Source organism: Phytobacter ursingii (assembly GCF_001022135.1).
GTDB lineage: Bacteria > Pseudomonadota > Gammaproteobacteria > Enterobacterales > Enterobacteriaceae > Phytobacter > Phytobacter ursingii.
The window spans coordinates 3834784-3861058 of the sequence record NZ_CP011602.1 but is presented as its reverse complement, the minus strand read 5'-3'; the positions used below and the strand labels follow the sequence as shown (position 1 = coordinate 3861058).

At 53.8% G+C, this 26275-nt stretch carries 25 protein-coding genes; 17 read left to right on the top strand and 8 right to left on the bottom strand.

Annotation, left to right across the window (positions count from 1 at the left end):
• Nucleotides 1-3 precede the first annotated feature (3 nt).
• Nucleotides 4-1290, top strand: a complete 1287-nt coding sequence (gene thrC, locus AB182_RS21700) for a threonine synthase (RefSeq protein WP_047371905.1) — start codon at nt 4-6, stop codon at nt 1288-1290.
• Nucleotides 1291-1514: 224 nt separating this feature from the next.
• Nucleotides 1515-1808, top strand: a complete 294-nt coding sequence (locus AB182_RS21695; protein WP_047371904.1) for a DUF2502 domain-containing protein — start codon at nt 1515-1517, stop codon at nt 1806-1808.
• Between the two features lie 45 nt (nt 1809-1853).
• On the opposite strand, the gene yaaA is transcribed toward AB182_RS21695, so the two are convergent.
• Together yaaA and AB182_RS21685 are read right to left on the bottom strand one after the other, a co-directional pair.
• Nucleotides 1854-2627 carry a peroxide stress protein YaaA gene (yaaA, locus tag AB182_RS21690; RefSeq protein WP_047371903.1) on the bottom strand — a complete coding sequence of 258 codons (774 nt, stop codon included), beginning with the start codon at nt 2625-2627 and terminating at the stop codon, nt 1854-1856.
• Between the two features lie 77 nt (nt 2628-2704).
• Nucleotides 2705-4132, bottom strand: a complete 1428-nt coding sequence (locus AB182_RS21685; protein WP_047371902.1) for an alanine/glycine:cation symporter family protein — start codon at nt 4130-4132, stop codon at nt 2705-2707.
• A 200-nt stretch (nt 4133-4332) separates the two neighbouring features.
• Between AB182_RS21685 and tal the strand changes: the two genes are divergently transcribed.
• From tal to AB182_RS21670, 3 genes are all read left to right on the top strand, one after another.
• A complete protein-coding gene (tal, locus tag AB182_RS21680) occupies nt 4333-5286 on the top strand; it encodes a transaldolase (protein ID WP_047371901.1) in 954 nt (317 codons plus the stop codon).
• A 105-nt stretch (nt 5287-5391) separates the two neighbouring features.
• Nucleotides 5392-5979 (top strand): molybdopterin adenylyltransferase, encoded by a 588-nt coding sequence (mog, locus tag AB182_RS21675; RefSeq protein ID WP_047371900.1) that lies wholly within the window; start codon nt 5392-5394, stop codon nt 5977-5979.
• A gap of 126 nt (nt 5980-6105) precedes the next feature.
• Nucleotides 6106-7410: an MFS transporter gene (locus tag AB182_RS21670; RefSeq protein WP_047371899.1), complete on the top strand. Its 1305-nt coding sequence runs from the start codon at nt 6106-6108 to the stop codon at nt 7408-7410.
• Nucleotides 7411-7458: 48 nt separating this feature from the next.
• Here AB182_RS21670 and AB182_RS21665 read toward each other — a convergent pair whose 3' ends face one another.
• The 5 genes from AB182_RS21665 to satP form a co-directional block, all read right to left on the bottom strand.
• Complete coding sequence (locus AB182_RS21665) at nt 7459-8586, bottom strand: ABC transporter substrate-binding protein (RefSeq protein ID WP_052958895.1); 1128 nt, start codon at nt 8584-8586, stop codon at nt 7459-7461.
• A gap of 23 nt (nt 8587-8609) precedes the next feature.
• Nucleotides 8610-9386 (bottom strand): ABC transporter ATP-binding protein, encoded by a 777-nt coding sequence (locus tag AB182_RS21660; protein ID WP_047371898.1) that lies wholly within the window; start codon nt 9384-9386, stop codon nt 8610-8612.
• Nucleotides 9383-10456 (bottom strand): FecCD family ABC transporter permease, encoded by a 1074-nt coding sequence (locus AB182_RS21655; protein ID WP_047371897.1) that lies wholly within the window; start codon nt 10454-10456, stop codon nt 9383-9385. The genes AB182_RS21660 and AB182_RS21655 overlap by 4 nt, the downstream gene beginning before the upstream one ends.
• A 124-nt stretch (nt 10457-10580) precedes the next feature.
• Nucleotides 10581-11894, bottom strand: coding sequence for a chloride channel protein (locus tag AB182_RS21650; protein ID WP_047373399.1), 1314 nt, complete (start codon nt 11892-11894; stop codon nt 10581-10583).
• A 123-nt stretch (nt 11895-12017) separates the two neighbouring features.
• Entirely contained in the window at nt 12018-12590 is a 573-nt protein-coding gene (gene satP / locus AB182_RS21645) for an acetate uptake transporter (RefSeq protein ID WP_039078285.1), read from the bottom strand.
• A 299-nt stretch (nt 12591-12889) separates the two neighbouring features.
• On the opposite strand from satP, the gene dnaK reads away from it, so the two are divergent.
• From dnaK to AB182_RS21610, 7 genes are all read left to right on the top strand, one after another.
• On the top strand, nt 12890-14806 hold the full coding sequence (gene dnaK / locus AB182_RS21640; RefSeq protein ID WP_047371896.1) for a molecular chaperone DnaK: 1917 nt from the start codon (nt 12890-12892) through the stop codon (nt 14804-14806).
• A gap of 86 nt (nt 14807-14892) precedes the next feature.
• The gene (dnaJ, locus tag AB182_RS21635) at nt 14893-16026 is read left to right on the top strand and encodes a molecular chaperone DnaJ (protein WP_047371895.1); all 1134 of its coding nucleotides are present in this window, start codon (nt 14893-14895) and stop codon (nt 16024-16026) included.
• 165 nt (nt 16027-16191) lie between these two features.
• The gene (gene nhaA, locus AB182_RS21630) at nt 16192-17352 is read left to right on the top strand and encodes a Na+/H+ antiporter NhaA (protein ID WP_047371894.1); all 1161 of its coding nucleotides are present in this window, start codon (nt 16192-16194) and stop codon (nt 17350-17352) included.
• A 60-nt stretch (nt 17353-17412) separates the two neighbouring features.
• Complete coding sequence (nhaR, locus tag AB182_RS21625) at nt 17413-18309, top strand: transcriptional activator NhaR (protein ID WP_047373398.1); 897 nt, start codon at nt 17413-17415, stop codon at nt 18307-18309.
• 84 nt (nt 18310-18393) lie between these two features.
• The gene (locus tag AB182_RS21620) at nt 18394-18705 is read left to right on the top strand and encodes an antibiotic biosynthesis monooxygenase family protein (protein WP_047371893.1); all 312 of its coding nucleotides are present in this window, start codon (nt 18394-18396) and stop codon (nt 18703-18705) included.
• Nucleotides 18706-18709: 4 nt separating this feature from the next.
• A complete protein-coding gene (locus tag AB182_RS21615) occupies nt 18710-19120 on the top strand; it encodes an amino acid-binding protein (protein WP_047371892.1) in 411 nt (136 codons plus the stop codon).
• Complete coding sequence (locus tag AB182_RS21610; RefSeq protein WP_047371891.1) at nt 19092-19793, top strand: ArsR/SmtB family transcription factor; 702 nt, start codon at nt 19092-19094, stop codon at nt 19791-19793. The genes AB182_RS21615 and AB182_RS21610 overlap by 29 nt, the downstream gene beginning before the upstream one ends.
• Before the next feature lie 58 nt (nt 19794-19851).
• Here AB182_RS21610 and rpsT read toward each other — a convergent pair whose 3' ends face one another.
• Entirely contained in the window at nt 19852-20115 is a 264-nt protein-coding gene (rpsT, locus tag AB182_RS21605) for a 30S ribosomal protein S20 (RefSeq protein ID WP_039078297.1), read from the bottom strand.
• A 327-nt stretch (nt 20116-20442) separates the two neighbouring features.
• Here rpsT and ribF point away from each other — a divergent pair, with 327 nt between their 5' ends.
• From ribF to ispH, 5 genes are all read left to right on the top strand, one after another.
• Nucleotides 20443-21369, top strand: a complete 927-nt coding sequence (gene ribF, locus AB182_RS21600; RefSeq protein ID WP_047371890.1) for a bifunctional riboflavin kinase/FAD synthetase — start codon at nt 20443-20445, stop codon at nt 21367-21369.
• 45 nt (nt 21370-21414) lie between these two features.
• The gene (gene ileS, locus AB182_RS21595) at nt 21415-24264 is read left to right on the top strand and encodes an isoleucine--tRNA ligase (RefSeq protein ID WP_047371889.1); all 2850 of its coding nucleotides are present in this window, start codon (nt 21415-21417) and stop codon (nt 24262-24264) included.
• Nucleotides 24264-24764 (top strand): signal peptidase II, encoded by a 501-nt coding sequence (lspA, locus tag AB182_RS21590; protein ID WP_047371888.1) that lies wholly within the window; start codon nt 24264-24266, stop codon nt 24762-24764. Before ileS ends, lspA begins: the two co-directional genes overlap by 1 nt.
• Before the next feature lie 97 nt (nt 24765-24861).
• Nucleotides 24862-25332: an FKBP-type peptidyl-prolyl cis-trans isomerase gene (gene fkpB, locus AB182_RS21585; protein WP_047371887.1), complete on the top strand. Its 471-nt coding sequence runs from the start codon at nt 24862-24864 to the stop codon at nt 25330-25332.
• Nucleotides 25313-26263 carry a 4-hydroxy-3-methylbut-2-enyl diphosphate reductase gene (gene ispH / locus AB182_RS21580; protein WP_047371886.1) on the top strand — a complete coding sequence of 317 codons (951 nt, stop codon included), beginning with the start codon at nt 25313-25315 and terminating at the stop codon, nt 26261-26263. The genes fkpB and ispH overlap by 20 nt, the downstream gene beginning before the upstream one ends.
• Nucleotides 26264-26275: the final 12 nt, after the last annotated feature.

Here is a 26275-nt window from a genome sequence, read left to right as displayed (position 1 = left end):
CCAATGAAACTCTATAACTTAAAAGATCACAACGAACAGGTCAGCTTCGCGCAGGCCGTCACGCAAGGGCTTGGCAAGAACCAGGGGCTGTTTTTCCCGCATGACCTGCCGGAATTCAGCCTGACTGAAATTGATGACATGCTGACCATGGATTTCGTTGCGCGCAGCGCCAAAATCCTCGGCGCGTTCATCGGTGATGAAATTCCGCAGGAAATTCTGGAAGCGCGCGTCCGGGATGCGTTTGCTTTCCCTGCACCCGTACAGTCAGTTGAGAGTGACGTTGGTTGTCTGGAGCTGTTTCATGGCCCGACGCTGGCGTTTAAAGATTTTGGTGGGCGCTTTATGGCGCAAATGCTGACCACCATCAGCGGTGACAAACCGGTGACGATCCTGACGGCGACCTCAGGTGATACCGGGGCGGCAGTGGCACATGCTTTCTACGGCCTGAAAAACGTCCGTGTCGTCATCCTTTACCCGAACGGAAAAATCAGTCCGCTACAGGAAAAACTGTTCTGTACGCTGGGCGGTAATATCGAAACCGTCGCGATTGATGCGGATTTCGACGCCTGCCAGGCGCTGGTTAAACAGGCTTTTGATGATGAAGAACTGAAAGTCGCGCTGGGCCTGAACTCAGCGAACTCTATCAACATCAGCCGCCTGCTGGCGCAGATTTGCTACTACTTTGAAGCGGTGGCGCAATTGCCGCAAGAGGCACGCAATCAGTTGGTTGTTTCCGTGCCGAGCGGCAACTTTGGCGACTTAACGGCTGGCCTGCTGGCGAAATCGCTGGGACTGCCTGTTAAGCGTTTTATTGCGGCGACTAATGCAAATGATACGGTGCCGCGCTTCCTGCAGGATGGTGAGTGGAAGCCAAAAGCGACACAGGCAACCCTGTCGAACGCCATGGACGTCAGCCAGCCGAACAACTGGCCGCGCGTAGAAGAACTGTTCCGCCGCAAAATCTGGCGCCTGAACGAACTGGGCTATGCCGCAGTAGACGACGAGACGACCAAAGAGACTATGCGCGAGCTGAAAGGCAAGGGTTATATCTCCGAACCGCATGCGGCCATTGCTTACCGTGCGCTCCGCGATCAGCTGCGTCCGGGGGAATATGGCCTGTTCCTGGGGACTGCGCATCCGGCAAAATTCAAAGAGAGTGTAGAAGATATTCTCGGCGAAACCCTGCCATTGCCGAAAGAACTGGCAGAGCGCGCGGATCTGGAACTGCTGTCGCACCATCTGCCTGCGGATTTCGCTGAATTACGTAAGCTGATGATGAGCAAAGCGTAATCCGTTTAGCCTCAAACCAGAACCGGGTAAGCATTATCGCTGCCCGGTTTTTTTACGCCAGGAATACGGAGAAATTAAGGAGAAATACGGCAGGAAAAACGGAGGAATTCTCATAAAATGCGGGCACTTAGAGATTAGGATTGCAGAGAATAACAAGCCGCCATCACTTTGCTTAATCTCCTTACATCGGCCCACAACGGGCAAGATGAACAAAGGAGTAACCCATGTTGAAACCTGTATTCTTAGCGCTTTCGTTGTTGATGGTGGCTCCGCTGGCGGCACAGGCTGCTGAAATTACTCTGGTGCCGGCGGTAAAACTGCAAATCGGTGATCAGGATCGTCACGGCAACTACTGGGATGGTGGTCACTGGCGTGATCGTGACTGGTGGCACAGACACTACGAATGGCGCGAAAACCACTGGCGCCCGCACGGTGACGACCATCGCGACTTCCGTGACGATCATCATGGCGATCGTCACGATGACCATCGTCCGGGGCCGGACTGGCGCCGCGATTAATCTCTTCGCTTAGTCTGCCCCCTCCTTAGAGAGGGGGCCACAGCCTTACTGCTCGTGGCGTTTAAAGACCAGTTCACCCTTCCCAGAGAGCGCTTCATCAAAGAAATAGCCTTCACTATCAAACGTGGTTAACTGCTCTGGTTTTGTCAGGCGGTTTTCAATGATGTAACGACTCATCAGGCCGCGCGCCTTTTTAGCATAGAAGCTAATGACCTTAAACTTGCCATTTTTCTCATCCAGAAAGACAGGTTTGATAATTTGCGCGTTCAGTTTTTGCGTTTTGACCGACTTAAAGTATTCATCGGATGCCAGATTCACCACGATGTCATCACCCTGTGCCTTAATGGCATCGTTCAGCGTGTTGGTGATGGTCTCCCCCCAGAACTGATAGAGATCCTTCCCCTTCGCATTTTCGAGGCGGATCCCCATCTCCAGACGGTAAGGCTGCATCAGATCCAGCGGACGCAACACGCCATAGAGACCAGAGAGCATACGCAGATGCTGCTGGGCAAAATCGAAATCAGCCTCGGTGAACGTTTCTGCCTGCAGCCCGGTATAGACATCGCCTTTAAAGGCCAGAATAGCCTGGCGGGCGTTTTTCAGCGTAAAGTCCGGCTGCCAGTCATGAAAACGGGTGGCGTTCAGGTCGGCGAGCTTGTCGCTGATGCCCATCAACGCTTTGATTTGTTGCGCGCTAAGTTTACGGGCGACCTTAATCAACTGCTGCGAATGATCCAACAATTCAGGCTGCGTGTAGCGCGTAGTGGCCAGCTCACTTTGATAATCCAGTGTTTTCGCGGGCGAGATGAGAATCAGCATAGTCAGTCCTTGCAGGAAAATTTCCGCTGACTGTAACAAAAAATAGCCCGTGATTGATCAATAGTTGCGATTGTCATTTACGATCCCGCTTTATCATCCCATGCACCGGGGGCGAGCTGCTGGTTGATGTCCGGATAACGCTTCGGATCGAACACTGGCGTCACCCCCAACTTGCGTTGGCGTAGATAATCGGCGGCAATAAGGCTGACGACGGGAGACAAGAGCAGAATCGCCGTCATGTTAGTGATGGCCATAAACGCCATCATCACATCTGCCACATGCCAGAGTAGCGGTATGCGCATTTGAGCGCCTATCAACACCATCACTAAGATCCCCAGACGCAATAGCCAAATATTTCGTCTGCTGTTCATGCGCAGGAAAATGAGATTATTTTCGGCGTAAACGTAATTGGCGATAATAGAATTAAACGCAAACATGATGATGATGACAGCGACAAAGCTGGCTCCCCATGAACCCGTCAGTGCGACCATCGCTTCCTGAACTTTTTGAACGCCAATGATGGCGTTATCTGTTGGCGTATCCTTTGCCAGTAGGAGAATAAACGCGCTGGCGGTGCAAACCATAAACGTATCGACCACCACGCCGACCATCTGCACAAAGCCCTGAGCGGCAGGATGAGGGGGAGACGATGCGGCGGCAGCGGCGGCATTCGGGGTTGAGCCCATTCCGGCCTCGTTAGAATACATACTGCGTTGGAAACCGCTGGTAAGCGCCTGACTCAGCGTGTAACCCATGGTGCCCGCCGCCGCTTCCTGCCAGCCAAAGGCACTTTTCACAATATTGGCGAACATCTCCGGCAAAGCGCTCAAGTGCGCAATACCAATGCCAAGACTGGTCATGACCCAGGCCAGGGCCATGACCGGAACAACCCACTGCATGATACGAGCAATCTGTTTCATGCTTTTCGTAATCAATAACAAAATCATGCCTGCAAAAATAAGACCGGTGTAGATCTCATTAATATGCCAGGCAAAATGGACGGCACGCGCTACCGAATTGGCCTGAATGGTATTGAATAAAAGCCCATAGACCAGCAACAGGAATACGGAAAACAGCACCCCCATCCAGCGCATGCCAAGGCCTCGCGCCATATACCATGCAGGGCCGCCACGAAATTGCTGGCTGGCGTCGCGTTCTTTGTAGAGTTGCGCCAGTATGCTTTCGGCGAAACACGTCGCCATGCCAATCAAGGCCGATATCCACATCCAGAAAATCGCACCGGGGCCGCCTGCCGTAATCGCTAATGCCACCCCCGCTAAATTACCGGACCCCATTCGTCCGGCAAGACTGAGAAACAGCGCCTGATAAGACGTCAGTCCACCCGACTGGGCGCGGCTATGTTTAAGGTTGTGGTAGAAGTCGCCAATCAGGCGAAACGGTACAAATTTGCTTTTAAAAGCAAACCAGATGCCTGCCGCAAGCAGCAGGTAGAGCATCAATGAACCCCAAAGTATTTCACTGATAAAAGAAAAGAATTCAGGCATCAACATCCCTCTTGTCTATGCCGCTTCGCAGGTTAACGAGCAGGGCTATTATGAATAGCACACTACTTCGCAGGCAATTAATAAATCGAGTTTACCATACCGGACGTGCGTAATGTCTGCGGTTGCGCTGGCAGGGCGTCGTGTTATCATCAGGGCAGACCGGTTACATCCCCCTAACAAGTTCAAAGAGAAACACTATCATGACGGATAAATTGACTTCTCTGCGTCAATACACGACTGTTGTTGCTGACACCGGAGATATCGCGGCTATGAAGCTGTATCAGCCGCAGGACGCTACCACCAACCCTTCTCTGATTCTTGGCGCTGCCCAAATCCCTGAATACCGCAAACTGATTGATGACGCTATTGCCTGGGCGAAAGATCAGAGCAGCGATCGCGCGCAGCAAGTGGTAGATGCCACGGACAAGCTGGCGGTGAATATCGGTCTGGAAATTCTCAAACTGATCCCCGGTCGTATTTCTACCGAAGTGGATGCACGCCTGTCTTATGATACCGATGCGTCCATCGCCAAAGCTAAACGCCTGATCAAACTGTATAACGATGCGGGTATCAGCAATGATCGTATCCTGATCAAACTGGCTTCCACCTGGCAGGGTATCCGTGCTGCTGAGCAGCTGGAAAAAGAAGGCATCAACTGTAACCTGACGCTGCTGTTCTCCTTTGCGCAGGCGCGTGCTTGTGCGGAAGCCGGCGTTTATCTGATTTCCCCGTTTGTGGGCCGTATCCTCGACTGGTACAAAGCCAATACGGATAAAAAAGAGTACGCGCCGGCAGAAGATCCGGGCGTGGTTTCCGTAACGGAAATCTACCAGTACTACAAACAGCATGGCTATGAAACCGTTGTGATGGGCGCAAGCTTCCGTAACGTTGGTGAGATTCTGGAACTGGCGGGCTGCGATCGTCTGACTATCGCGCCTGCGCTGCTGAAAGAGCTGGCGGAAAGCGAAGGCGCTATCGAGCGTAAACTGTCTTACACTGGCGAAGTGAAAGCGCGTCCGGAACGTATTACCGAAGCGCAATTCTTCTGGCAGCACAACCAGGATCCCATGGCAGTAGACAAACTGGCGGACGGTATCCGTAAGTTTGCTGTTGACCAGGAAAAACTGGAAAAAATGATCGGCGATCTGCTGTAATCATTCAGGCGTGGCTGGCTACCCGGCCACGCTTTCCCCTCTGTCTGCATTTCTCCTCAGCGTGTATCATTTCCGTTAGTCATTATTTTTTTGAACGGAATGAATATGGATACATTACGCATTGGCTTAGTTTCTGTTTCCGATCGCGCTTCAAGCGGTGTTTACCAGGATAAAGGCATCCCGGCGCTGGAAGAGTGGCTGGCGCAGGCGCTGACGACCCCTTTTACCATCGAAAAACGGCTTATCCCGGACGAACAAAGCATCATTGAACAGACGCTTTGCGAGTTAGTGGACGAGATGAGCTGCCATCTGGTTTTAACCACTGGCGGTACCGGCCCGGCGCGTCGTGATGTGACTCCTGATGCCACACTTGCCATTGCTGACCGCGAAATGCCGGGTTTTGGCGAGCAGATGCGCCAAATCAGCCTCAATTTCGTGCCTACCGCCATTCTCTCCCGCCAGGTAGGCGTGATTCGCAAGCAAGCACTGATCCTGAATTTACCAGGGCAGCCAAAATCCATCAAAGAGACGCTTGAAGGGGTGAAACAGCCAGACGGGCAGGTAACGGTACCGGGTATTTTCGCCAGTGTACCTTATTGTGTACAGCTCCTCGAGGGGCCTTATATCGAGACCGATCCCAAAGTCGTAGCGGCTTTTCGCCCAAAAAATGCAATTCGCGCGTCAATCTCCTAAAACCAGGGGTTTTTCGAATTAAGTTATACGGGCGCTGGCGTGTTGATTTATTTACGGTATAGTAATTTTTAATTTACAGCTTACGTAAAAACGAAATCAACACTCCCTCTTTACAAAGAGCCCGTTATGTCAAATTACACTCGTCCCCTCAATAAGCAGGATTACAAAACCCTCACGCTTGCCGCGTTAGGCGGTGCGCTCGAGTTTTACGACTTCATCATTTTTGTTTTCTTTGCCGCCGTTGTCGGTGAGCTGTTCTTTCCGGCAGACATCCCGGAATGGCTACGTCAGGTGCAGACGTTTGGTATTTTTGCTGCGGGTTATCTGGCGCGTCCGCTGGGCGGCATCGTGATGGCCCATTTTGGCGATCTGGTGGGGCGTAAGAAGATGTTCACCCTGAGCATTTTGCTGATGGCGGTACCCACGCTGGCGATTGGCCTGTTGCCGACTTATGCCTCTATGGGCATCGTTGCGCCATTGCTGTTGCTGTTGATGCGCGTGTTGCAGGGGGCGGCGATTGGTGGAGAAGTGCCGGGCGCGTGGGTGTTTGTGGCCGAGCATGTGCCGGAGCGCCGTATCGGGATTGCCTGCGGAACATTAACCGCCGGGCTGACTGTCGGCATCCTGCTGGGTTCTGTTGTCGCTACGCTCATTAATACCAGTATGACGCAGCAGGCGATTCATGATGGTGGATGGCGAATACCTTTCCTGCTGGGCGGCGCGTTTGGTCTGGTGGCGATGTATCTGCGCCGCTGGTTGCAGGAGACGCCCATTTTCCTCGAAATGCAGCAGCGTAAAGCGCTGGCGCAAGAGCTGCCGGTGAAAGCCGTCGTCATGAAACACAAAAAAGCGGTAGTGATCTCAATGTTGCTGACCTGGTTGCTTTCGGCCGGGATTGTGGTGGTGATTTTGATGTCTCCCGTCTGGTTACAAAAGCAGTATGGTTTCGCGCCTGCGTTGACCCTGCAGGCGAACAGCATTGCTACGATTATGCTCTGTTTCGGCTGTTTGACCGCCGGGCTGGTGATTGATCGCGTTGGCCCCAGCAAGACCTTTATCGTCGGCAGCATTCTGCTGGCCTGCTCAAGCTGGTTCTTCTATCACCTTACGGGCAGCCACCCTGAGCAGTTGTTTGTCTTGTATGGGCTGGTCGGTTTCTGTGTTGGGGTTGTCGGGGCCGTCCCGTATGTGATGGTTCGTGCTTTCCCGGCAGAAGTCCGTTTCACCGGGATCTCTTTCTCTTATAACGTCTCTTACGCCATTTTCGGTGGCCTGACGCCGATTGCGGTAACGATGCTAATGGGCGTTTCGCCAATGGCGCCTGCCTGGTATGTGCTCGCGCTGTCGCTGATTGGCCTGGGACTGGGGTTATGGCTGCGCCAGGACCTGGTTGCTACCCAGAGCCCGGCGCTAGCGAAGTCCACGCGCTAAGTGCACATTTGATAAAAAAGCGCCATCGGACGATGGCGCTGAGAGAGATTAGTGCGAAGGCGTGTAACTCAGGACGATATTGCCATCGGGGATCTGAGTGAAATCCTTGATGATGGTGTGATAATCCGCCAGCGGATCGATGTCTTTAAACAGGTCCGGGTAGAAAATCTTACTCAACGTTTCAATAGCGATAATGTTGTACGGATTATTGTAGAAGTGGTGATAGAGCGCGCCAGTATGACCCTGGGTAACGGCAGGGATGCTGCTGACGCCCTGGCGTGCCAGTAATGCGCTGAAGGCGGCGGTCACTTCTTTTTCGTCCACATTGTAGCCAAAAGGAATAATGGCGGTGCCTTTGCCCGGACGTTTTGATCCGGTCATCAGGTAGTAATCCGGGTTCATGGAGATGATTTTCTCCACTGATACATTACCCGTCGCCCCAGGTAACAGCTGTGAACCTATGTTCACACCGCCCGCCGCTTCGACCAGACCGCCCCAGCCATTGCGGGCATGCGTAAAGCAACAGCCATTATCCAGCCCTGCGACACCAGCGATGGGTTCGATAAACACCAGCGGTTTTTTGTGAGTGCTGGCCAGACGCTGATGTAGCATGTCCAGACGCTGCTGATAGAAGTTGATGTACTGTGTAGCGCGCTCATTTTGGCCGAGCACTTTACCCAGCAGCGCAATACTGGGCAGGGTGTTGTCTACCGGATGCAGTTCATAATCGACAAACACCACCGGTATATGCAAGGCGTCAAGTTTGGCCAGCACACCGCTTTGCACCAGTGATGGTTTAGCGCGCAGCTGCGCAATCATCAGATCAGGATGGCGCGAGATGATGGTCTCCAGATCGACATTGCCCTGATCTGAAAACTGCATATCCAGGATCTTTTCGGCTTCCGGCCATTTGCGCTTGAGGACATTCCAGGTTTCCGTGTCCTGTTTTTTCGGCAGGTTGTTCCACGCGACCACTTTGGCAAAGGGATCGTCACGTTCCAGCAGCGCCAGCGCCAGAATATCACGGCCATCCTGCAGGATGATGCGCTGTGGCTCCTGCGGGATCGTGACGCTGCGGTTATCCCGATCCGTCACCGTAACCGGCCAGCTTTGCGCCATCGCCAGCAGGGGCGCAAAGATCAGCGCGATCCCCATGATTGTCTTTTTCAGATTCATCTCTTCCCCGTCTTATGACTGTTTTAGGTTGTTAATCCGTCGACCACCACATGCGGCAGTCCCTGCGAACAATATTCGACACGGCCTTTTACCCCGTAGACGGTCGCCAGGTTTGCGGGCGTAACGACCTCGCCTGGAATACCACTGGCAACCCGTGCGCCATTTTTTAACATCACCGCGTATTCGGCATGGCGCAGCGCAATGTTGATGTCATGGATCACTACCACCGTCACGATGTTACGCAGACGCGTTTCACGGGCGACTATATCCATTACGTGAAACTGGTAATTGAGATCGAGTGCGCTCAGCGGCTCGTCAAGCAGCAAAAGGTCTGGCTTCCTGATCAGCGACTGGGCAAGGCCAATCAGCTGTTTCTGCCCGCCGGAAAGCTGGTCGAGGAAGCTCATCGCCAGATGCGAAATGCCGAGCTTATGCAGAATGTCGTAGGCCTCTTGCTCAACGTTTTCCCCGGAACAGAAGCCGCTGGCGCGTCTGGCTACAATGACCGACTCCAGCGCATGCAGATGCACGCCTTGCGGCAATGACTGCGGTAGGTAGACCACCTTTTGCGCCCGCTTCACCGGGGGCAACGTCATCAAGTCTTCGCCATTCAGCCACAGTTGCCCCTGAGCCGGGCTGAGATCGGCCAGCGCGCGCAGCAGGGTGGATTTGCCTGAGCCGTTTGGCCCGAGCAGCGCAGTGATTTGCCCGCGTGGCAGCATTGGGATGGTTAGCCCGTCGATAATTTTCTTTTTGCGATAGCCGGTATGCAGGGCGTGGATTTGCAGTCCGTCGGTCATAGATTCCCCCGATGGCGAATAATGATGCTCAGAAAGAACGGGACGCCGACCAGTGAGGTGACGATACCAACGGGAATGATGACGCCGGAGACAATATTTTTTGATAATACGGACGCCAGCGAGAGTACCAGTGCGCCAATCAACATGCTGCCGGGCAGATAAAAGCGGTGGTCCTCACCAAACAGCATCCGCGAAATGTGCGGTGCCACCAGACCAATAAAGCCAACAGGCCCGACAAAGGCCACGGTCAGCGCGGAAATGATACTGATGCGCAGCAGCGTCGCCATACGCAGTTGGCGCACATTGATACCAAAGCTGACGGCCCGGTCTTCTCCCAGACGCAGCGCTGTAAGCTTCCAGGCATTTTTCAGCGACAGGGGCACAATAAAAAGCAGGGCGAGGCTGAGAATAGCAAGCTTGTCCCATGAAGCGCGCGCCAGACTGCCCATGGTCCAGAAGACCAGCCCCTGCAATGTGTCTTCGCTGGCCACAAACTGCAGAATGGAAATCAGCGCATTGAAGGTGAACACCAGCGCAATGCCAAATAACACCACGCCTGATGTCGCCACGCGGGTCCAGCGGCTGATGCCATCAAGAATAAAGCAGGCCAGCAGGGCAAAGATAAAGGCGTTAACCGAGATAAACCACTGATCGGGAATACCCGGAATACCCAGACCAAGAATGATAGCCAGCGCGGCACCAAATGACGCGGCAGAGGAGACCCCGAGGGTAAACGGGCTGGCGAGCGGGTTATTGAGGATGGTTTGCATCTCTGCCCCCGCCAGGCCGAGCGCCATTCCGACAACGATCGCCATTAATGCAATGGGCAGGCGCAACTCCCAGACAATAACACGTGTTCCCGCATCGGCAGACCCGGCATCGACAAGCGCATGCCAGAGTGCAGCAAGAGAGAGCCCGGAAGGCCCAATGATGAAATCCAGAATCAGTGATAACAGAATAAACGCCAGAATCGCGCCTGCGAGCGCAAAACGGCGCAGCACGATTTTTCTGTAAGATGACGACACGGCGGAACCGTCAGGCTTAACACTGGCGACAAGAGGGGAACTCATTGGCTTACCTTATGCAACACAACAGAATCGATGTATCCCCCAACGTTCCTGTCCAGGCTGTTGCATGATATCCAATATCCGGGATGCTGCCGGCGACCATATTTAAAATGATAATGCTTATCAATTAAATAGGATTTTTATTACCATCTCGTTTAGCTACGGTTGTGGTTTTGGTCGAAAAATGCGCATTTTGCCATATTTCAAGCGCGCGACAGGTGGCATAGGCACCTGCGATTGACAGTGCGGCAGGTACCAGGAAACTGTGGTCCATTCGTGTAGATTCCATTACCAAGGCGAGGGTGGTGACGGGCATATGCGCTGAGGCAGCCAGGAACCCGGCAGCGCCCAGCAGGGCGAAGCTTTCCATATCGCTACCGGGGAAAAGCGGCCCGACAAGCATAAACAGCAGCGATCCCAGCAACCCACCGACGGCGAGGCCGGGTGTCAACAATCCGCCAGCCGCGCCTGCACGAATCACGGCGCAGATAACCAATACTTTCAGTATCAGTAAAACCACCGCAAGCCAGGCCGTCATTTCGCCACTGAGCGTTAACTGTGCAGCCCCTTTACCGTTGCCGGGAAGCTGTGGAAACCAGATGGAAAAGATACCCAGTAGCGTAAAGGCAATCAGACTGACCGCGGGCATTTGCCAGTTATCCCGCACTTTGCTGCCTGCATATTGGGTGAGACGACGAAACAGAAAAGCGCCCGCGCCCAGTAACGGACCACAAAGCACGCTCCAGAAAATCAACGAGGTGGCAGCGAATTCCGTCGTGAAGTGATACTGATGTTCATCGCCCAGTCCCAGCGTGGCGACCCAGGCCGCCAGCGCCGATGTGACCAACGCCGCAATAGCCGTATCCCAGCTAAAACTCACCAACAAGACTTCAAGTGTAAAGATAGCTCCCGCCAGCGGTACGTTATAGACCGCAGCAAGCCCCGCACCCGCACCGCAGGCGGTCATCAGTTGAATGTCGGCGGGGGTAAGACGCAATGTCCGCGCAGCCCCCCAGGCAAAGAGCGCCCCCGCTTCACGCGGAGCGACCTCGCGCCCGAGCGGTGAGCCCATCGCCACGGTGATAATTTGCAGCAGAATATGCACGAGCGTGGTGAGCGGCGGCATTGGTTTATCCGGGTTGTTTACCGCCGTACTGATGCTAATGCGTTTTTGGCCATAACGTGCAAGCAGCCACCATCCTCCTCCGGCAACAATGCCGGCGGCGAGCAGCACGATAAAGCGCCGCTGGGCGCTGGCGTCCGTCACACCCTCTAAAAATGTCTGTGGGCTTATCAACTGGTTCTGACTATATCCATACGCGAGATGCTGGATTTCGTGTAGCAGCATGGCGAGCAACATACCGCCAAGTCCGGCCATGACCCCGGTGAGAAGAAGCGCAACCCAACGTTGTAACCAGTAAGTACGACCCTGGAAAAGCATAGCCATTGTCAGATTCTGTCTGAGAAGAAATACCGCCATCATCCCATAAAGTAAGTGAATGCGTAATCAACAGGAGGGCAAAACAGGGGGATTCGTGCCTGCATAACAGGCACGAAGGAGGGATTAGTGCTGCCCTTGTTCGCCAATCGGCAGAACGGTACGGCCATACTGCTCGTTCAGGACTTCACCCATCGCCAGGTAGATAGCGCTTGCGCCACATACCAGACCAATCCAGCCGGCTACATGAACGATACCTTCATTGTCCGCCAGATGGCCTACCGCCAACAGTGCGAATAACACGGTCAGGCTCAGGAAGACGAACTGCAGCATACGTGCGCCTTTCAGCGTGCCGAAGAACATAAACAGGGTGAACACGCCCCAGATCCCCAGATAGACACCCAGGAAGTGGCCATTTGCCGCATCTGCCAGACCCATTTTAGGCAGCAGCAGAATGGCGACCAGGGTGAGCCAGAAAGAACCGTAAGAGGTAAATGCGGTTAAACCGAAGGTGTTGCCTTTTTTATATTCCAGCAGACCTGCAAAAATCTGCGCGATACCGCCATAGAAAATACCCATAGCCAGGATAATACCATCCAGCGGGAACATGCCAATATTGTGCAGGTTAAGCAGAATAGTGGTCATGCCGAAGCCCATAAGGCCCAGCGGAGCCGGATTAGCCAACTTGATGTTGCCCATAATTCCTCAAAATAAATCAACATTGAAGGATGAAATGTATTCCCCGCATCAATGTAGAGAGGAGGCGGGGCGCGGCATCATAAATAGCGTCATTGGCTGTGTCTATGATCTGAACAGGTGGAAATTAAAAATTTTTTTATTCCTTACCCCTTGATGAGCTTCGTTGCGACCCCATCTTGTAGTCAACCGCAATGTGTGGACCTGAAAAAAAACGAACGAGGGTAGTTGAAACCGCACGATTCGCCCTTATTACAGGTTCACAACCACATGTTGACCGAATTTTTAGTGGAGACGTTTAGATGGGTAAAATTATTGGTATCGACCTGGGTACTACCAACTCTTGTGTAGCGATTATGGATGGCACCACCGCGCGTGTGCTGGAGAATGCCGAGGGCGACCGCACCACGCCTTCTATCATTGCTTATACCCAGGATGGTGAAACTCTGGTTGGTCAGCCGGCTAAACGTCAGGCAGTGACAAACCCGCAAAACACCCTGTTTGCGATTAAACGCCTGATTGGCCGCCGCTTCCAGGACGAAGAAGTTCAGCGTGACGTTTCTATCATGCCATACAAAATCATCGCTGCTGACAACGGTGACGCATGGCTCGATGTGAAAGGCACCAAAACTGCACCGCCGCAGATCTCTGCCGAAGTGCTGAAAAAAATGAAGAAAACGGCTGAAGATTACCTGGGTGAGCCGGTAACTGAAGCGGTTATCACCGTACCGGCCTACTTCAACGATGCGCAGCGTCAGGCAACCAAAGATGCTGGCCGTATTGCAGGTCTGGAAGTCAAACGTATTATCAACGAACCGACTGCCGCTGCGCTGGCCTACGGTCTGGATAAAGAAGTCGGCAACCGTACTATCGCGGTCTACGACCTTGGTGGCGGTACCTTCGATATCTCTATTATCGAAATCGACGAAGTTGATGGCGAAAAAACCTTCGAAGTACTGGCAACCAACGGTGATACCCACCTGGGTGGCGAAGACTTCGACAGCCGTCTGATCAACTATCTGGTTGAAGAGTTCAAGAAAGATCAGGGTATTGACCTGCGTAACGATCCGCTGGCGATGCAGCGTCTGAAAGAAGCGGCAGAAAAAGCGAAAATTGAGCTTTCTTCCGCTCAGCAGACCGACGTGAACCTGCCGTATATCACTGCAGACGCGACGGGTCCGAAACACATGAACATCAAAGTGACTCGCGCGAAACTGGAAAGCCTGGTCGAAGACCTGGTAAACCGTTCCATCGAGCCGCTGAAAGTTGCGCTGCAGGACGCTGGCCTGTCTGTATCCGACGTGCAGGACGTTATCCTGGTCGGCGGTCAGACGCGTATGCCGATGGTGCAGAAGAAAGTGGCGGAGTTCTTTGGTAAAGAGCCGCGTAAAGACGTTAACCCGGACGAAGCCGTTGCTATCGGTGCTGCGGTCCAGGGTGGTGTGTTGACGGGTGATGTGAAAGACGTTCTGCTGCTGGACGTTACCCCGCTGTCTCTCGGTATCGAAACCATGGGCGGCGTGATGACAGCGCTTATCACCAAAAACACCACTATCCCGACCAAACACAGCCAGGTGTTCTCTACCGCAGAAGACAACCAGTCTGCGGTGACCATCCATGTGCTGCAGGGTGAGCGTAAACGCGCTTCTGATAACAAATCTCTGGGTCAGTTCAACCTGGATGGTATCAACCCGGCACCGCGCGGCATGCCGCAGATCGAAGTGACCTTCGATATCGATGCTGACGGTATCCTGCACGTTTCCGCGAAAGACAAAAACAGCGGTAAAGAGCAGAAGATCACCATCAAGGCATCTTCTGGCCTGAACGAGGAAGAAATTCAGAAAATGGTTCGCGAAGCAGAAGCGAATGCTGAATCTGACCGTAAGTTCGAAGAGCTGGTTCAGACCCGTAACCAGGGCGACCACCTGCTGCACAGCACCCGTAAACAGGTGGAAGAAGCCGGCGACAAACTGCCAGCGGAAGATAAAACCGCCATCGAAGCTGCGCTGACCGCGCTGGAAACGTCCCTCAAAGGCGAAGACAAAGCGGATATCGAAGCGAAAATGCAGGCGCTGGCTCAGGCTTCTCAGAAACTGCTGGAAATCGCACAGCAACAGCACGCTCAGCAGCAGGCTGGTAGCGCTGACGCTTCTGCGAACAACGCGAAAGACGACGATGTTGTCGACGCTGAGTTCGAAGAAGTAAAAGACAAAAAATAATCGCCCTGATGCAGGGTAATTAATCGGCACGGGCGTAGGAGATCTCTCCACGCCCGTGCTCGCATGTTAGGGGTAGATAAAAAAAGATGGCGAAACAAGACTACTACGAGATTTTGGGCGTTTCCAAAACAGCGGAAGAGCGCGAAATCAAGAAGGCGTACAAGCGCCTGGCCATGAAATATCACCCGGACCGTAACCAGGGTGATAAAGAGGCCGAAGCCAAATTTAAAGAGATCAAAGAGGCGTACGAAGTCCTGACCGATGCGCAAAAACGCGCTGCGTACGACCAGTATGGCCATGCGGCGTTTGAACAAGGCGGCATGGGCGGCGGTGGATTCGGCGGCGGCGGCGCTGACTTTAGCGATATCTTTGGCGATGTCTTCGGCGATATTTTTGGCGGTGGCCGTGGTCGCCAGCGTGCGGCGCGTGGCGCCGATTTACGTTACAACATGGAATTGACGCTGGAAGAGGCCGTTCGCGGTGTCAGTAAAGAGATCCGTATCCCGACGCTCGAAGAGTGTGACGTTTGCCATGGCAGCGGCGCGAAAGCGGGTACTCAGCCGCAGACCTGTCCGACCTGTCACGGTTCCGGCCAGGTACAGATGCGCCAGGGGTTCTTCGCTGTTCAGCAGACCTGTCCGCATTGTCAGGGACGCGGTACGCTGATTAAAGATCCGTGCAACAAATGTCACGGTCATGGTCGCGTAGAAAAAACCAAAACCCTGTCCGTTAAAATTCCGGCAGGCGTGGATACAGGCGATCGCATCCGCCTGGCGGGTGAGGGCGAAGCGGGTGAGCACGGCGCACCGGCAGGCGATCTGTACGTCCAGGTGCAGGTGAAACAGAACGCTATCTTTGAGCGTGAAGGTAACAACCTGTACTGCGAAGTTCCGATCAACTTTGCTATGGCGGCGTTGGGTGGCGAAATTGAGGTTCCGACGCTGGACGGTCGTGTCAATCTGAAGATCCCTGGTGAAACTCAGACCGGCAAGCTGTTCCGCATGCGCGGTAAAGGCGTGAAATCGGTGCGTGGCGGCGCGCAGGGCGATCTGCTGTGTCGCGTGGTCGTTGAAACGCCGGTTGGCCTGAACGATAAGCAGAAACAACTGCTTAAGGATCTGCAGGAAAGCTTTGGCGGGCCGACAGGTGAACACAATAGCCCACGCTCCAAAAGCTTCTTCGATGGCGTCAAAAAGTTCTTTGATGACCTGACGCGTTAAACATTTACTGAATAAATAAAAAACCCGACTATTACGTCGGGTTTTTTATACTTTTTGCTTAATGCTCGGTAAAACCGAGTTTATCCCCAAAATTTATCTGATTTTATCGATGATTCTACCGGGGTAAGATAAGCGTCCGAGGGAGTTGTAAATCGAGAGAAGATCATGAAATTTCTACAACGTTTTTTTAGCAGTGATATCTCAGGCGGGATTGTCCTCATCATTGCTGCCGTACTGGCGATGCTGTGCGCAAACCTTGGTGTGACTCAGGCGGGCTATCAGGCCTTTCTGGACACGCCCGTTGCGTTCAAATTTGGCGCGCTGGATATTGATAAAAACATGCTGCTCTTCATTAATGACGCGTTAATGGCAGTGTTTTTCCTGATGGTGGGCCTGGAAGTGAAATATGAGCTGGTGCAGGGCGCACTGGCCACGCGTCAGCAGGCCATTTTCCCGGTGATTGCGGCGCTCGGTGGGATGGTTGCTCCTGCACTTATTTTCCTGGCGTTTAATTTTCACGATCCGGTGGTCAGCCATGGCTGGGCTATTCCAACGGCTACCGATATTGCGTTTGCCCTCGGCGTGCTCGCTCTGCTGGGCGATCGTGTTCCCGTTGTATTGAAAGTGTTCCTGATGGCGTTGGCCATCATTGACGATCTGGGCGCTATCATCATTATCGCCCTCTTTTATACCAGCGACCTTTCGATGGCGGCCCTCGGCGTTGCCGCGACGGCTATTGTCGCGCTGGCGCTGCTGAACATCTTTAATGTCCGGCGCACCGGTATCTATATCCTGGTGGGGTTAGTGCTGTGGACGGCAGTGCTTAAATCGGGGATTCACGCCACGCTTGCGGGTGTTATCCTGGGCTTCTTTATTCCGTTGAAGGAGAAGGACGGTGTGTCTCCGGCCCGGCAATTGATCAATGCCATTCATCCCTGGGTGTCCTGGCTCATTCTGCCGCTGTTTGCTTTTGCCAACGCCGGCGTGTCACTGGAGGGCGTCTCGCTAAGCGGCCTGACCTCCCCGTTGCCGCTGGGAGTCATCGCTGGCCTGTTGATTGGCAAACCCGTCGGTATCTCCCTCTTCTGCTGGCTGGCATTGCGTTTGGGACTGGCAAAACTCCCCAAAGGCGCAGCCTTTAAGCAAATCATGGCAGTAGGCGTGTTATGCGGCATCGGTTTTACCATGTCCATTTTTATCGCGACGCTGGCCTTCGGTGATGCCGATCCGCATAGCGTCGGTTGGGCGAAACTGGGGATCCTGACGGGCTCTGTTCTGTCTGCAATTATAGGTTATTGTCTGCTGCGCACGCGGATCGTCCGTTAACCTCTGGCAGGAAGGCGAGTGACCGCCTTCCCGTTATCTCACTCCGGGAGCGAAGCGGCGATGTCCAATATTAATTACAATCACTTGTACTACTTCTGGCAGGTCTACCGTGAAGGTTCGGTTGTCGGGGCGGCAGAGGTACTATTCCTGACGCCGCAAACCATTACCGGGCAGATCAAATCGCTGGAGGAGCGGTTGCAGGGCAAGCTCTTTAAGCGCAGGGGAAGAGGGCTGGAACCCACTGAACTTGGCGAGCTGGTGTTTCGCTATGCGGACAAGATGTTCACGCTCAGTCAGGAAATGCTAGATATCGTTAACTATCGCAAAGAGTCACATCTGCTTTTCGATGTGGGCGTTGCGGATGCGTTATCAAAAACGCTGGTCAGTGGCATTCTCGATGTCGCCGTGCAGGAAGGGGAGCCTATTCACCTTCGCTGCTTTGAATCCACTCATGAAATGCTGCTTGAGCAGCTCAGCCAGCATAAGCTCGACATGATTATCTCGGACTGCCCGATCGATTCGACGCATCAGGAAGGACTGTTTTCGGTGAAGATCGGCGAGTGCAGCGTCAGTTTCTGGTGTCAGAAGCCGGCGTTAAATAAGCCGTTCCCGGCCTGTCTGGAAGAGCGTCGTCTGTTGATTCCCGGGCGCCGCTCTATGCTCGGCAGAAAATTGTTGAACTGGTTTAATTCGCAGGGGCTGAATGTTGAAGTGCTGGGCGAGTTTGATGATGCGGCGTTGATGAAATCGTTTGGCGCAGCGCACAACGCCATTTTTGTCGCTCCGACGCTCTATGCAAAAGATTATTTTGCCGATGAGAATATCGTTGAAATTGGGCGTGTGGATAACGTGATGGAAGAGTACCACGCCATTTTTGCCGAACGTATGATTCAGCATCCCGCCGTACAGCGTATCTGTAATCGTGATTATTCCCGGCTGTTCAAGGACCCCGGATAACACGCGCCATATTTCGTTAACCACCGAAGCATGACTTTTTCAGCACGGTAGATTTATCTCTCTTACCGATGCAGGAGATAGATCATGATTGCTGTACTTTTCGAAGCCGACGCGGTTACGGCAAAGCAAGAACGCTACCTTGAACTGGCTGCGGAACTGAAACCACTGCTTGCCGATATCGACGGCTTTATTTCAATCGAGCGTTTTCAAAGCCTGGCGACGCCCGGCAAAATCCTTTCGTTATCCTGGTGGCGTGATGAGGCGGCCATTCAGACGTGGAAAGCGCACCACCTTCACCGTGCCGCTCAGACGGAGGGGCGTAACGAAATTTTTGCCTTTTACCGCATTCGTATCGCCCGTCTGGAACGGGAATATTCATCGGAAAGCCGGGGGTAAGGTGATGTACGACATTCACGTAGTACTGAAAAACCTGCCTGGTGAACTGGCGAGACTGGGCAAAACGCTGGGTAGCAATGGTATCGGTCTTGAGGGCGGTGGCGTTTTTACCTGTGGCAATGAAGCACACGCGCATTTTCTGGTGGAAGAGGGCATACGGGCAAAAGCGGTACTGGATCATCATGGTTTTGATGTCCGCGATCTGCGCAGGCCTCTGATCCGTAAGCTCAAACAGGAGCGGCCTGGCGAGCTGGGCGAGATAACGGCAGCGCTTGCGGCCCAGGGCGTAAATATTCTCGTGCAGTACAGCGATCACGCAAATCAGCTCATACTGGTGACAGATAATGATATCGTTGCCAGCGAGGCAACAGAACCCTGGGCGGTTTATGCAACATCATCCTGGGCATCTTTCTGATGACGCGCTTGAGCTTTCGGTCGCGGCAGTTGCCGCAGCGATGGCGGATCCTTCACGCGTGAAAATGCTGTGTGCGCTAATGGATGGGCGGGCATGGACGGCAACGGAATTGAGTGTGGCGGCAGGCGTTGCGGCCTCCACCGCCAGCGCGCATCTGAGTAAGCTGGTTGACAGCCAACTGGTCTGTTTCCTTTCACAAGGACGCCATCGTTACTACCGCCTGGCAGGCAAAGAGGTTGCCCGGTTGATTGAAATGATGATGGGAATCTCCTGGCGACGGGATAAACCTTTAGCAACGCGCACGCCCGTGGCGCTGCGGCATGCGCGTACCTGTTACGATCATCTGGCGGGCGAGCTGGCGGTAAGCATTTATGATGCGCTGGTGGAAAAAAAGTACCTGACCGCTGATGGGGCGTCGCTTACCGAAGAAGGGCTGACATTTTTTACCCGGGTGGGGTTGCCACTGGAGAATAAATCAACGCGTAAACGTAGCTGTGCCTGTCTTGACTGGAGTGAGCGGCGCTTTCATCTGGGTGGTCATGCAGGCGCGGTGTTGCTGGTTTATTTTGAAACGAAGGGGTGGATCCGCCGGACGCCCGGTTTTCGTGAAGTCACGCTTACCGCGAAAGGTCGACAGGGGGTACAGACGTTACTCGGCATTGACGTCAGGTAACAGGCATAAAAAAACCCGCTTTACGCGGGTTCTTTCACAAAGTACAACAAGCGGGCGATTAAGCCAGTTTGCTGATCTGTGCAGTCAGGTTTGCTTTATGACGCGCAGCTTTGTTTTTGTGGATCAGACCTTTAGCGGCCTGGCGATCCACGATCGGTTGCATTTCGTCAAATGCTTTCTGTGCAGCAGCTTTGTCGCCAGCTTCGATCGCAGCGTACACTTTCTTGATGAAAGTACGCATCATAGAGCGACGGCTTGCGTTGTGTTTGCGAGCCTTTTCAGACTGAACGGCGCGCTTCTTAGCTGATTTGATATTAGCCAAGGTCCAACTCCCAAATATGATCTATATGGACAATTCAAAGGCCGAGGAATATGCCCTTTTAGCCTTCTTTTGTCAATGGATTTGTGCAAATAAGCGCCGTTAATCTACGACGCTACGTTACGTATTGATGGCGCAGGATTCTACCAGCTTGTGGTCATCGAATACAGCTTTTCCACTATAAAAATCGCTTTCTGGGCCAGTTTTTCATGCGCTAAGAAGGCAGCCTGATGAAATCCTTCTCCTTTCTGGCGGGTTCGGGCAATCGTCGGTTAACGTCGCACGTTGTACAAGGTATACTCTGACGATTTTCACTGTTTTGAGCCAGACATGAAGCTGATACGCGGCATACATAATCTCAGCCAGGCACCGCACGGGTGTGTGCTGACTATTGGTAATTTCGACGGCGTGCATCGCGGCCATCAGGCGCTTTTACAAGGGCTTAGCGAAGAAGGTCGTACCCGTGCTCTCCCCGTAGTGGTGATGATATTCGAGCCGCAACCTCTCGAACTTTTTGCGGGTGATAAAGCGCCCGCGCGTCTGACCCGACTGCGAGAAAAAGTGCGCCTGCTGGCCGAATGTGGCGTCGATTACGTACTGTGCGTACGTTTTGACCGACGTTTTGCCGCGTTGACGGCGCAAGCCTTCGTCAGCGACCTGCTGGTTGACAAACTCGGCGTGAAATTCCTCGCCGTGGGGGATGACTTCCGCTTTGGCGCTGGTCGCCAGGGGGATTTCTTGTTATTACAGAAAGCCGGTCTGAAATACGGCTTTGACGTGACCAGCACGCAAACCTTCTGCTCTGGCGGGGCACGCGTGAGCAGTACGGCGGTACGCCAGGCGCTGGCCGATGACAACCTTGAGCTCGCGGAACAACTGCTGGGCCATCCGTTTAGTATCTCCGGGCGTGTGGTTCACGGCGATGAGCTGGGGCGCACGATTGGTTTTCCGACGGCGAACATACCGCTACGCCGCCAGGTTTCCCCGGTCAAAGGGGTCTATGCGGTAGAAGTGGCTGGCTTAGGCGATACTTTACTGCCCGGTGTGGCCAACATTGGTACGCGCCCGACGGTAGCCGGGGTTCGCCAGCAGCTTGAAGTCCATCTGCTGGATGTTGTAATGGACCTCTATGGACGCCATATAGATGTAGTACTGCGTAAAAAAATACGCAACGAGCAGCGATTTACATCGCTGGATGAGCTTAAAGCGCAGATCGCGCGTGATGAGTTAACGGCCCGCGAATTGTTTGGGCTATAGAACCGGCTTAACTGCCTGTGTGATAAATACGGAACCGAGAATCTGATGAGTGACTATAAATCAACCCTGAATTTGCCGGAAACAGGGTTCCCGATGCGCGGCGACCTCGCCAAGCGTGAACCGGGAATGCTGGCGCGTTGGACTGATGATGACCTGTACGGCATCATTCGTGCAGCCAAAAAAGGCAAAAAAACCTTCATTCTGCATGATGGCCCTCCTTATGCGAATGGCAGCATTCATATTGGTCACTCTGTTAATAAGATTCTGAAAGACATTATTGTGAAGTCCAAAGGCCTCGCGGGTTACGACTCGCCGTATGTGCCGGGCTGGGACTGTCATGGTCTGCCGATCGAACTGAAAGTTGAGCAGGAATTCGGTAAGCCGGGTGAGAAATTCACCGCTGCGGAATTCCGTGCAAAATGCCGTGAATACGCCGCGACCCAGATCGACGGCCAGCGCACAGACTTTATTCGTCTTGGCGTACTGGGCGACTGGGAACATCCGTATCGCACCATGGACTTCAAAACTGAAGCCAACATCATTCGCGCGCTGGGTAAAATCATCGGCAACGGCCACCTGCATAAAGGCGCAAAGCCGGTGCACTGGTGCGTGGACTGCCGTTCAGCTCTGGCGGAAGCGGAAGTTGAGTATTACGACAAAACCTCTCCGTCCATCGACGTGGCATTCAATGCCGTTGATGCCGACGCGGTAAAAGCGAAATTTGGCGTGGCCAGCGTTAACGGCCCGGTTTCTCTGGTTATCTGGACCACCACCCCGTGGACCCTGCCGGCGAACCGCGCAATCTCCCTGTCGCCGGAATTCGACTATGCGCTGGTGCAGGTTGAAGGCCAGGCGCTGATCCTCGCAAAAGATCTGGTAGACAGCGTGATGAAACGCGCAGGTCTCAGCGAATTTACCGTGCTGGGCGTGGTGAAAGGTTCTGAACTGGAACTGATGCGCTTTAAACATCCGTTCCTCGACTTTGATGTTCCGGCGATCCTTGGCGATCACGTGACGCTGGAAGCCGGTACCGGTGCGGTGCATACCGCCGGTGGTCATGGCCCTGATGACTACACCATCAGCCAAAAATACGGTCTGGAAATCGCTAACCCGGTTGGCCCGGACGGTACTTACCTGCCGGGTACATATCCCATTCTGGATGGCGTAAACGTCTTCAAAGCAAACGACATTATCGTCAACCTACTGCGTGAGAAAGGCGCACTGCTGCATGTCGAAAAAATGCAGCACAGCTACCCGTGCTGCTGGCGTCATAAGTCGCCGATCATCTTCCGTGCGACTCCGCAGTGGTTCGTCAGCATGGATCAGAAAGGCCTGCGTATTCAGTCTTTGAAAGAGATCGATCGCATTGAGCAGGAAGGTCTGGCGAAAGAGAACCTGAGCGGCTGGATCCCGGCATGGGGGAAAGCACGTATCGAATCGATGGTCGCGAACCGTCCTGACTGGTGTATCTCCCGTCAGCGTACCTGGGGCGTGCCGATGGCGCTGTTCGTGCATAAAGACACCGAAGAGCTGCACCCGCGTACTACCGAACTGATGGAAGCCGTGGCTAAATACGTTGAGAAAGACGGTATTCAGGCGTGGTGGGATCTCGATCCGCGTGAAATCCTTGGCGATGACGCTGACAACTACGTGAAAGTGCCGGATACCCTGGACGTGTGGTTTGACTCCGGTTCAACGAGCTACTCTGTCGTGGACGCGCGCCCGGAATTCGGCGGTCACGTAGCGGATATGTATCTGGAAGGTTCTGACCAGCACCGTGGCTGGTTTATGTCCTCCCTGATGATCAGCGTCGCGATGAAAGGCAAAGCGCCTTACCGCCAGGTACTGACCCACGGTTTTACCGTCGATGGTCAGGGCCGTAAGATGTCTAAATCTATCGGTAATACCGTTTCTCCGCAGGACGTGATGAACAAACTGGGCGCGGATATTCTGCGTCTGTGGGTGGCATCCACCGATTATACAGGCGAAATGGCCGTTTCCGACGAGATCCTCAAACGTGCTGCCGACAGCTATCGTCGTATCCGTAACACCGCACGCTTCCTGCTGGCGAACCTTAATGGTTTCGATCCGGCAAAAGACATGGTGAAACCGGAAGAGATGGTGGTACTGGATCGTTGGGCAGTTGGCTGCGCGCAGGAAGCGCAGAAAGATATCATCAGCGCGTACGACTCCTATGATTTCCATGAAGTTGTGCAGCGCCTGATGCGTTTTTGCTCCATCGAGATGGGCTCTTTCTACCTCGACATCATCAAAGACCGTCAGTACACCGCGAAGGCGGACAGTGTTGCCCGTCGTAGCTGCCAGACTGCGCTGTACCATATCGCAGAAGCACTGGTGCGCTGGATGGCACCGATCATGTCCTTCACCGCCGATGAAATCTGGGGTTACCTGCCAGGCGAGCGCGAAAAATATGTGTTCACCGGCGAATGGTACCAGGGGCTGTTTGGTCTGGCGGAAACCGAAGCCATGAACGACGCCTACTGGGAAGCGTTGCTGAAAGTGCGTGGCGAAGTGAACAAGGTTATCGAACAGGCGCGTGCTGACAAGAAAGTAGGCGGTTCTCTGGAGGCGGCGGTAACCCTGTTCGCTGAACCGGAACTGTCTGCGAAACTGACGGCGCTGGGTGACGAATTACGATTTGTCCTGTTGACCTCCGGTGCAAAAGTTGAAGATTATGCCAACGCTTCCGCTGATGCCCAACAGAGCGAGCTGCTCAAAGGTCTGAAAGTGGCGTTAAGCAAAGCCGACGGTGAGAAATGCCCGCGTTGCTGGCATTACACTCAGGATGTCGGCAAGGTAGCGGAACACGCAGAAATCTGCGGACGCTGTGTCAGCAACGTCGCCGGTGACGGCGAAAAACGTAAGTTTGCCTGATGAGTAAACCGATCTTTTCAACAGGGCTACGCTGGTTGTGGCTGGTGGTCGTCGTGCTGATTATCGATCTGGGCAGCAAGTTCCTTATCCTCCAGCATTTTGCGCTGGGGGATACAGTGTCACTGTTCCCGTCGCTTAATCTGCATTACGCGCGTAACTATGGTGCGGCGTTTAGCTTTCTGGCAGACAGCGGTGGCTGGCAGCGTTGGTTCTTTGCCGGTATCGCCATCGGTATCTCCGTTGTGCTGGCGGTGCTGATGTACCGTTCAAAAGCGTCGCAGAAGCTGAACAATATCGCCTATGCGATGATTATCGGCGGCGCGTTAGGCAATCTGTTCGATCGCCTGTGGCACGGTTTTGTCGTTGATATGATCGACTTTTATGTCGGCGACTGGCATTTCGCCACCTTCAACCTTGCCGACAGTTTCATTTGCGTCGGCGCGGCGCTGATTGTGCTGGAAGGCTTCTTACCGAACGCGGCTGCGAAGAAACAGGCGTAACAAAACCTGCCGGGCGGCGTTACGCTTGCCCGGCCTGGGTTATCCGTAGGCCCGGTAAGCGTTATCGTCATCGGGCAAAACAAGTGAGCGAACCTGCATGTCAAAATCTGTACAGAGTAATAGCGCGGTGCTGGTGCACTTTACGCTCAAACTCGAAGATGGCTCCACCGCTGAGTCAACCCGCAATAATGGTAAACCTGCGCTGTTTCGTCTGGGAGACGGTTCGCTGTCCGAAGGGCTTGAACAGCATTTACTGGGGTTGAAAGCAGGCGACAAAAAAGCGTTTTCGCTGGAACCGGATGCGGCATTTGGTACGCCGGTTCCCGATCTGATTCAGTACTTCTCGCGCCGTGATTTTATGGACGCGGGCGAGCCGGAAATCGGCGCGATTATGCTCTTTACCGCAATGGATGGCAGCGAAATGCCGGGCGTTATCCGTGAGATCAACGGCGATTCTATTACCGTCGATTTCAACCACCCGCTGGCAGGGCAGACCGTTCATTTTGATGTCGACGTGCTGGAAGTGGAACCGGCCCTGGAGGGAATACATGCAGATCCTGTTGGCTAACCCACGAGGTTTTTGTGCAGGCGTAGACCGCGCGATTAGCATTGTTGAAAACGCGCTGGAGATTTATGGCGCGCCCATTTATGTCCGTCACGAGGTGGTGCATAACCGTTACGTGGTGGACAGTCTGCGTGAACGCGGGGCCATTTTTATAGAACAAATCAGTGAAGTACCGGATGGCGCGATCCTCATTTTCTCTGCGCACGGTGTTTCACAGGCGGTCCGTAACGAAGCGAAAAGCCGCGACCTGACCGTGTTTGATGCCACCTGCCCGCTGGTGACCAAAGTGCATATGGAGGTCGCTCGCGCCAGTCGTCGTGGGGAAGAGGCTATCCTGATTGGTCATGCTGGACACCCGGAAGTCGAAGGCACCATGGGGCAGTACAGCAACCCGAAAGGGGGAATGTACCTGGTGGAGTCGCCGGAAGACGTACAAACGCTCCATATCAAAGATATCAATAAGCTCTCTTTTATGACGCAGACGACACTCTCCGTGGATGATACTTCCGACGTGATTGATGCGCTGCGCGAGCGCTTCCCGAAAATTGTCGGGCCGCGTAAAGATGACATCTGCTACGCCACGACCAACCGCCAGGAAGCCGTACGCGCACTGGCGGAACAGGCGGAAGTCGTGCTGGTGGTCGGCTCGAAGAACTCCTCCAACTCCAACCGTCTGGCGGAGCTGGCCCAGCGTATGGGTAAATCCGCTTACCTGATTGATGATGCTTCTGATATCCAGGAAGAGTGGGTGCGCAATATCCGTTGCGTTGGCGTTACGGCCGGGGCGTCGGCGCCTGACGTGCTGGTGCAAAACGTTATCTCCCGTTTGCAGGAACTGGGCGGCGGCGAAGCCATTCCGCTGGAAGGTCGTGAAGAAAACATTGTTTTCGAAGTACCGAAAGAGCTGCGGGTCGATGTTCGCGAAGTCGAATAACTTTTTCGCCTT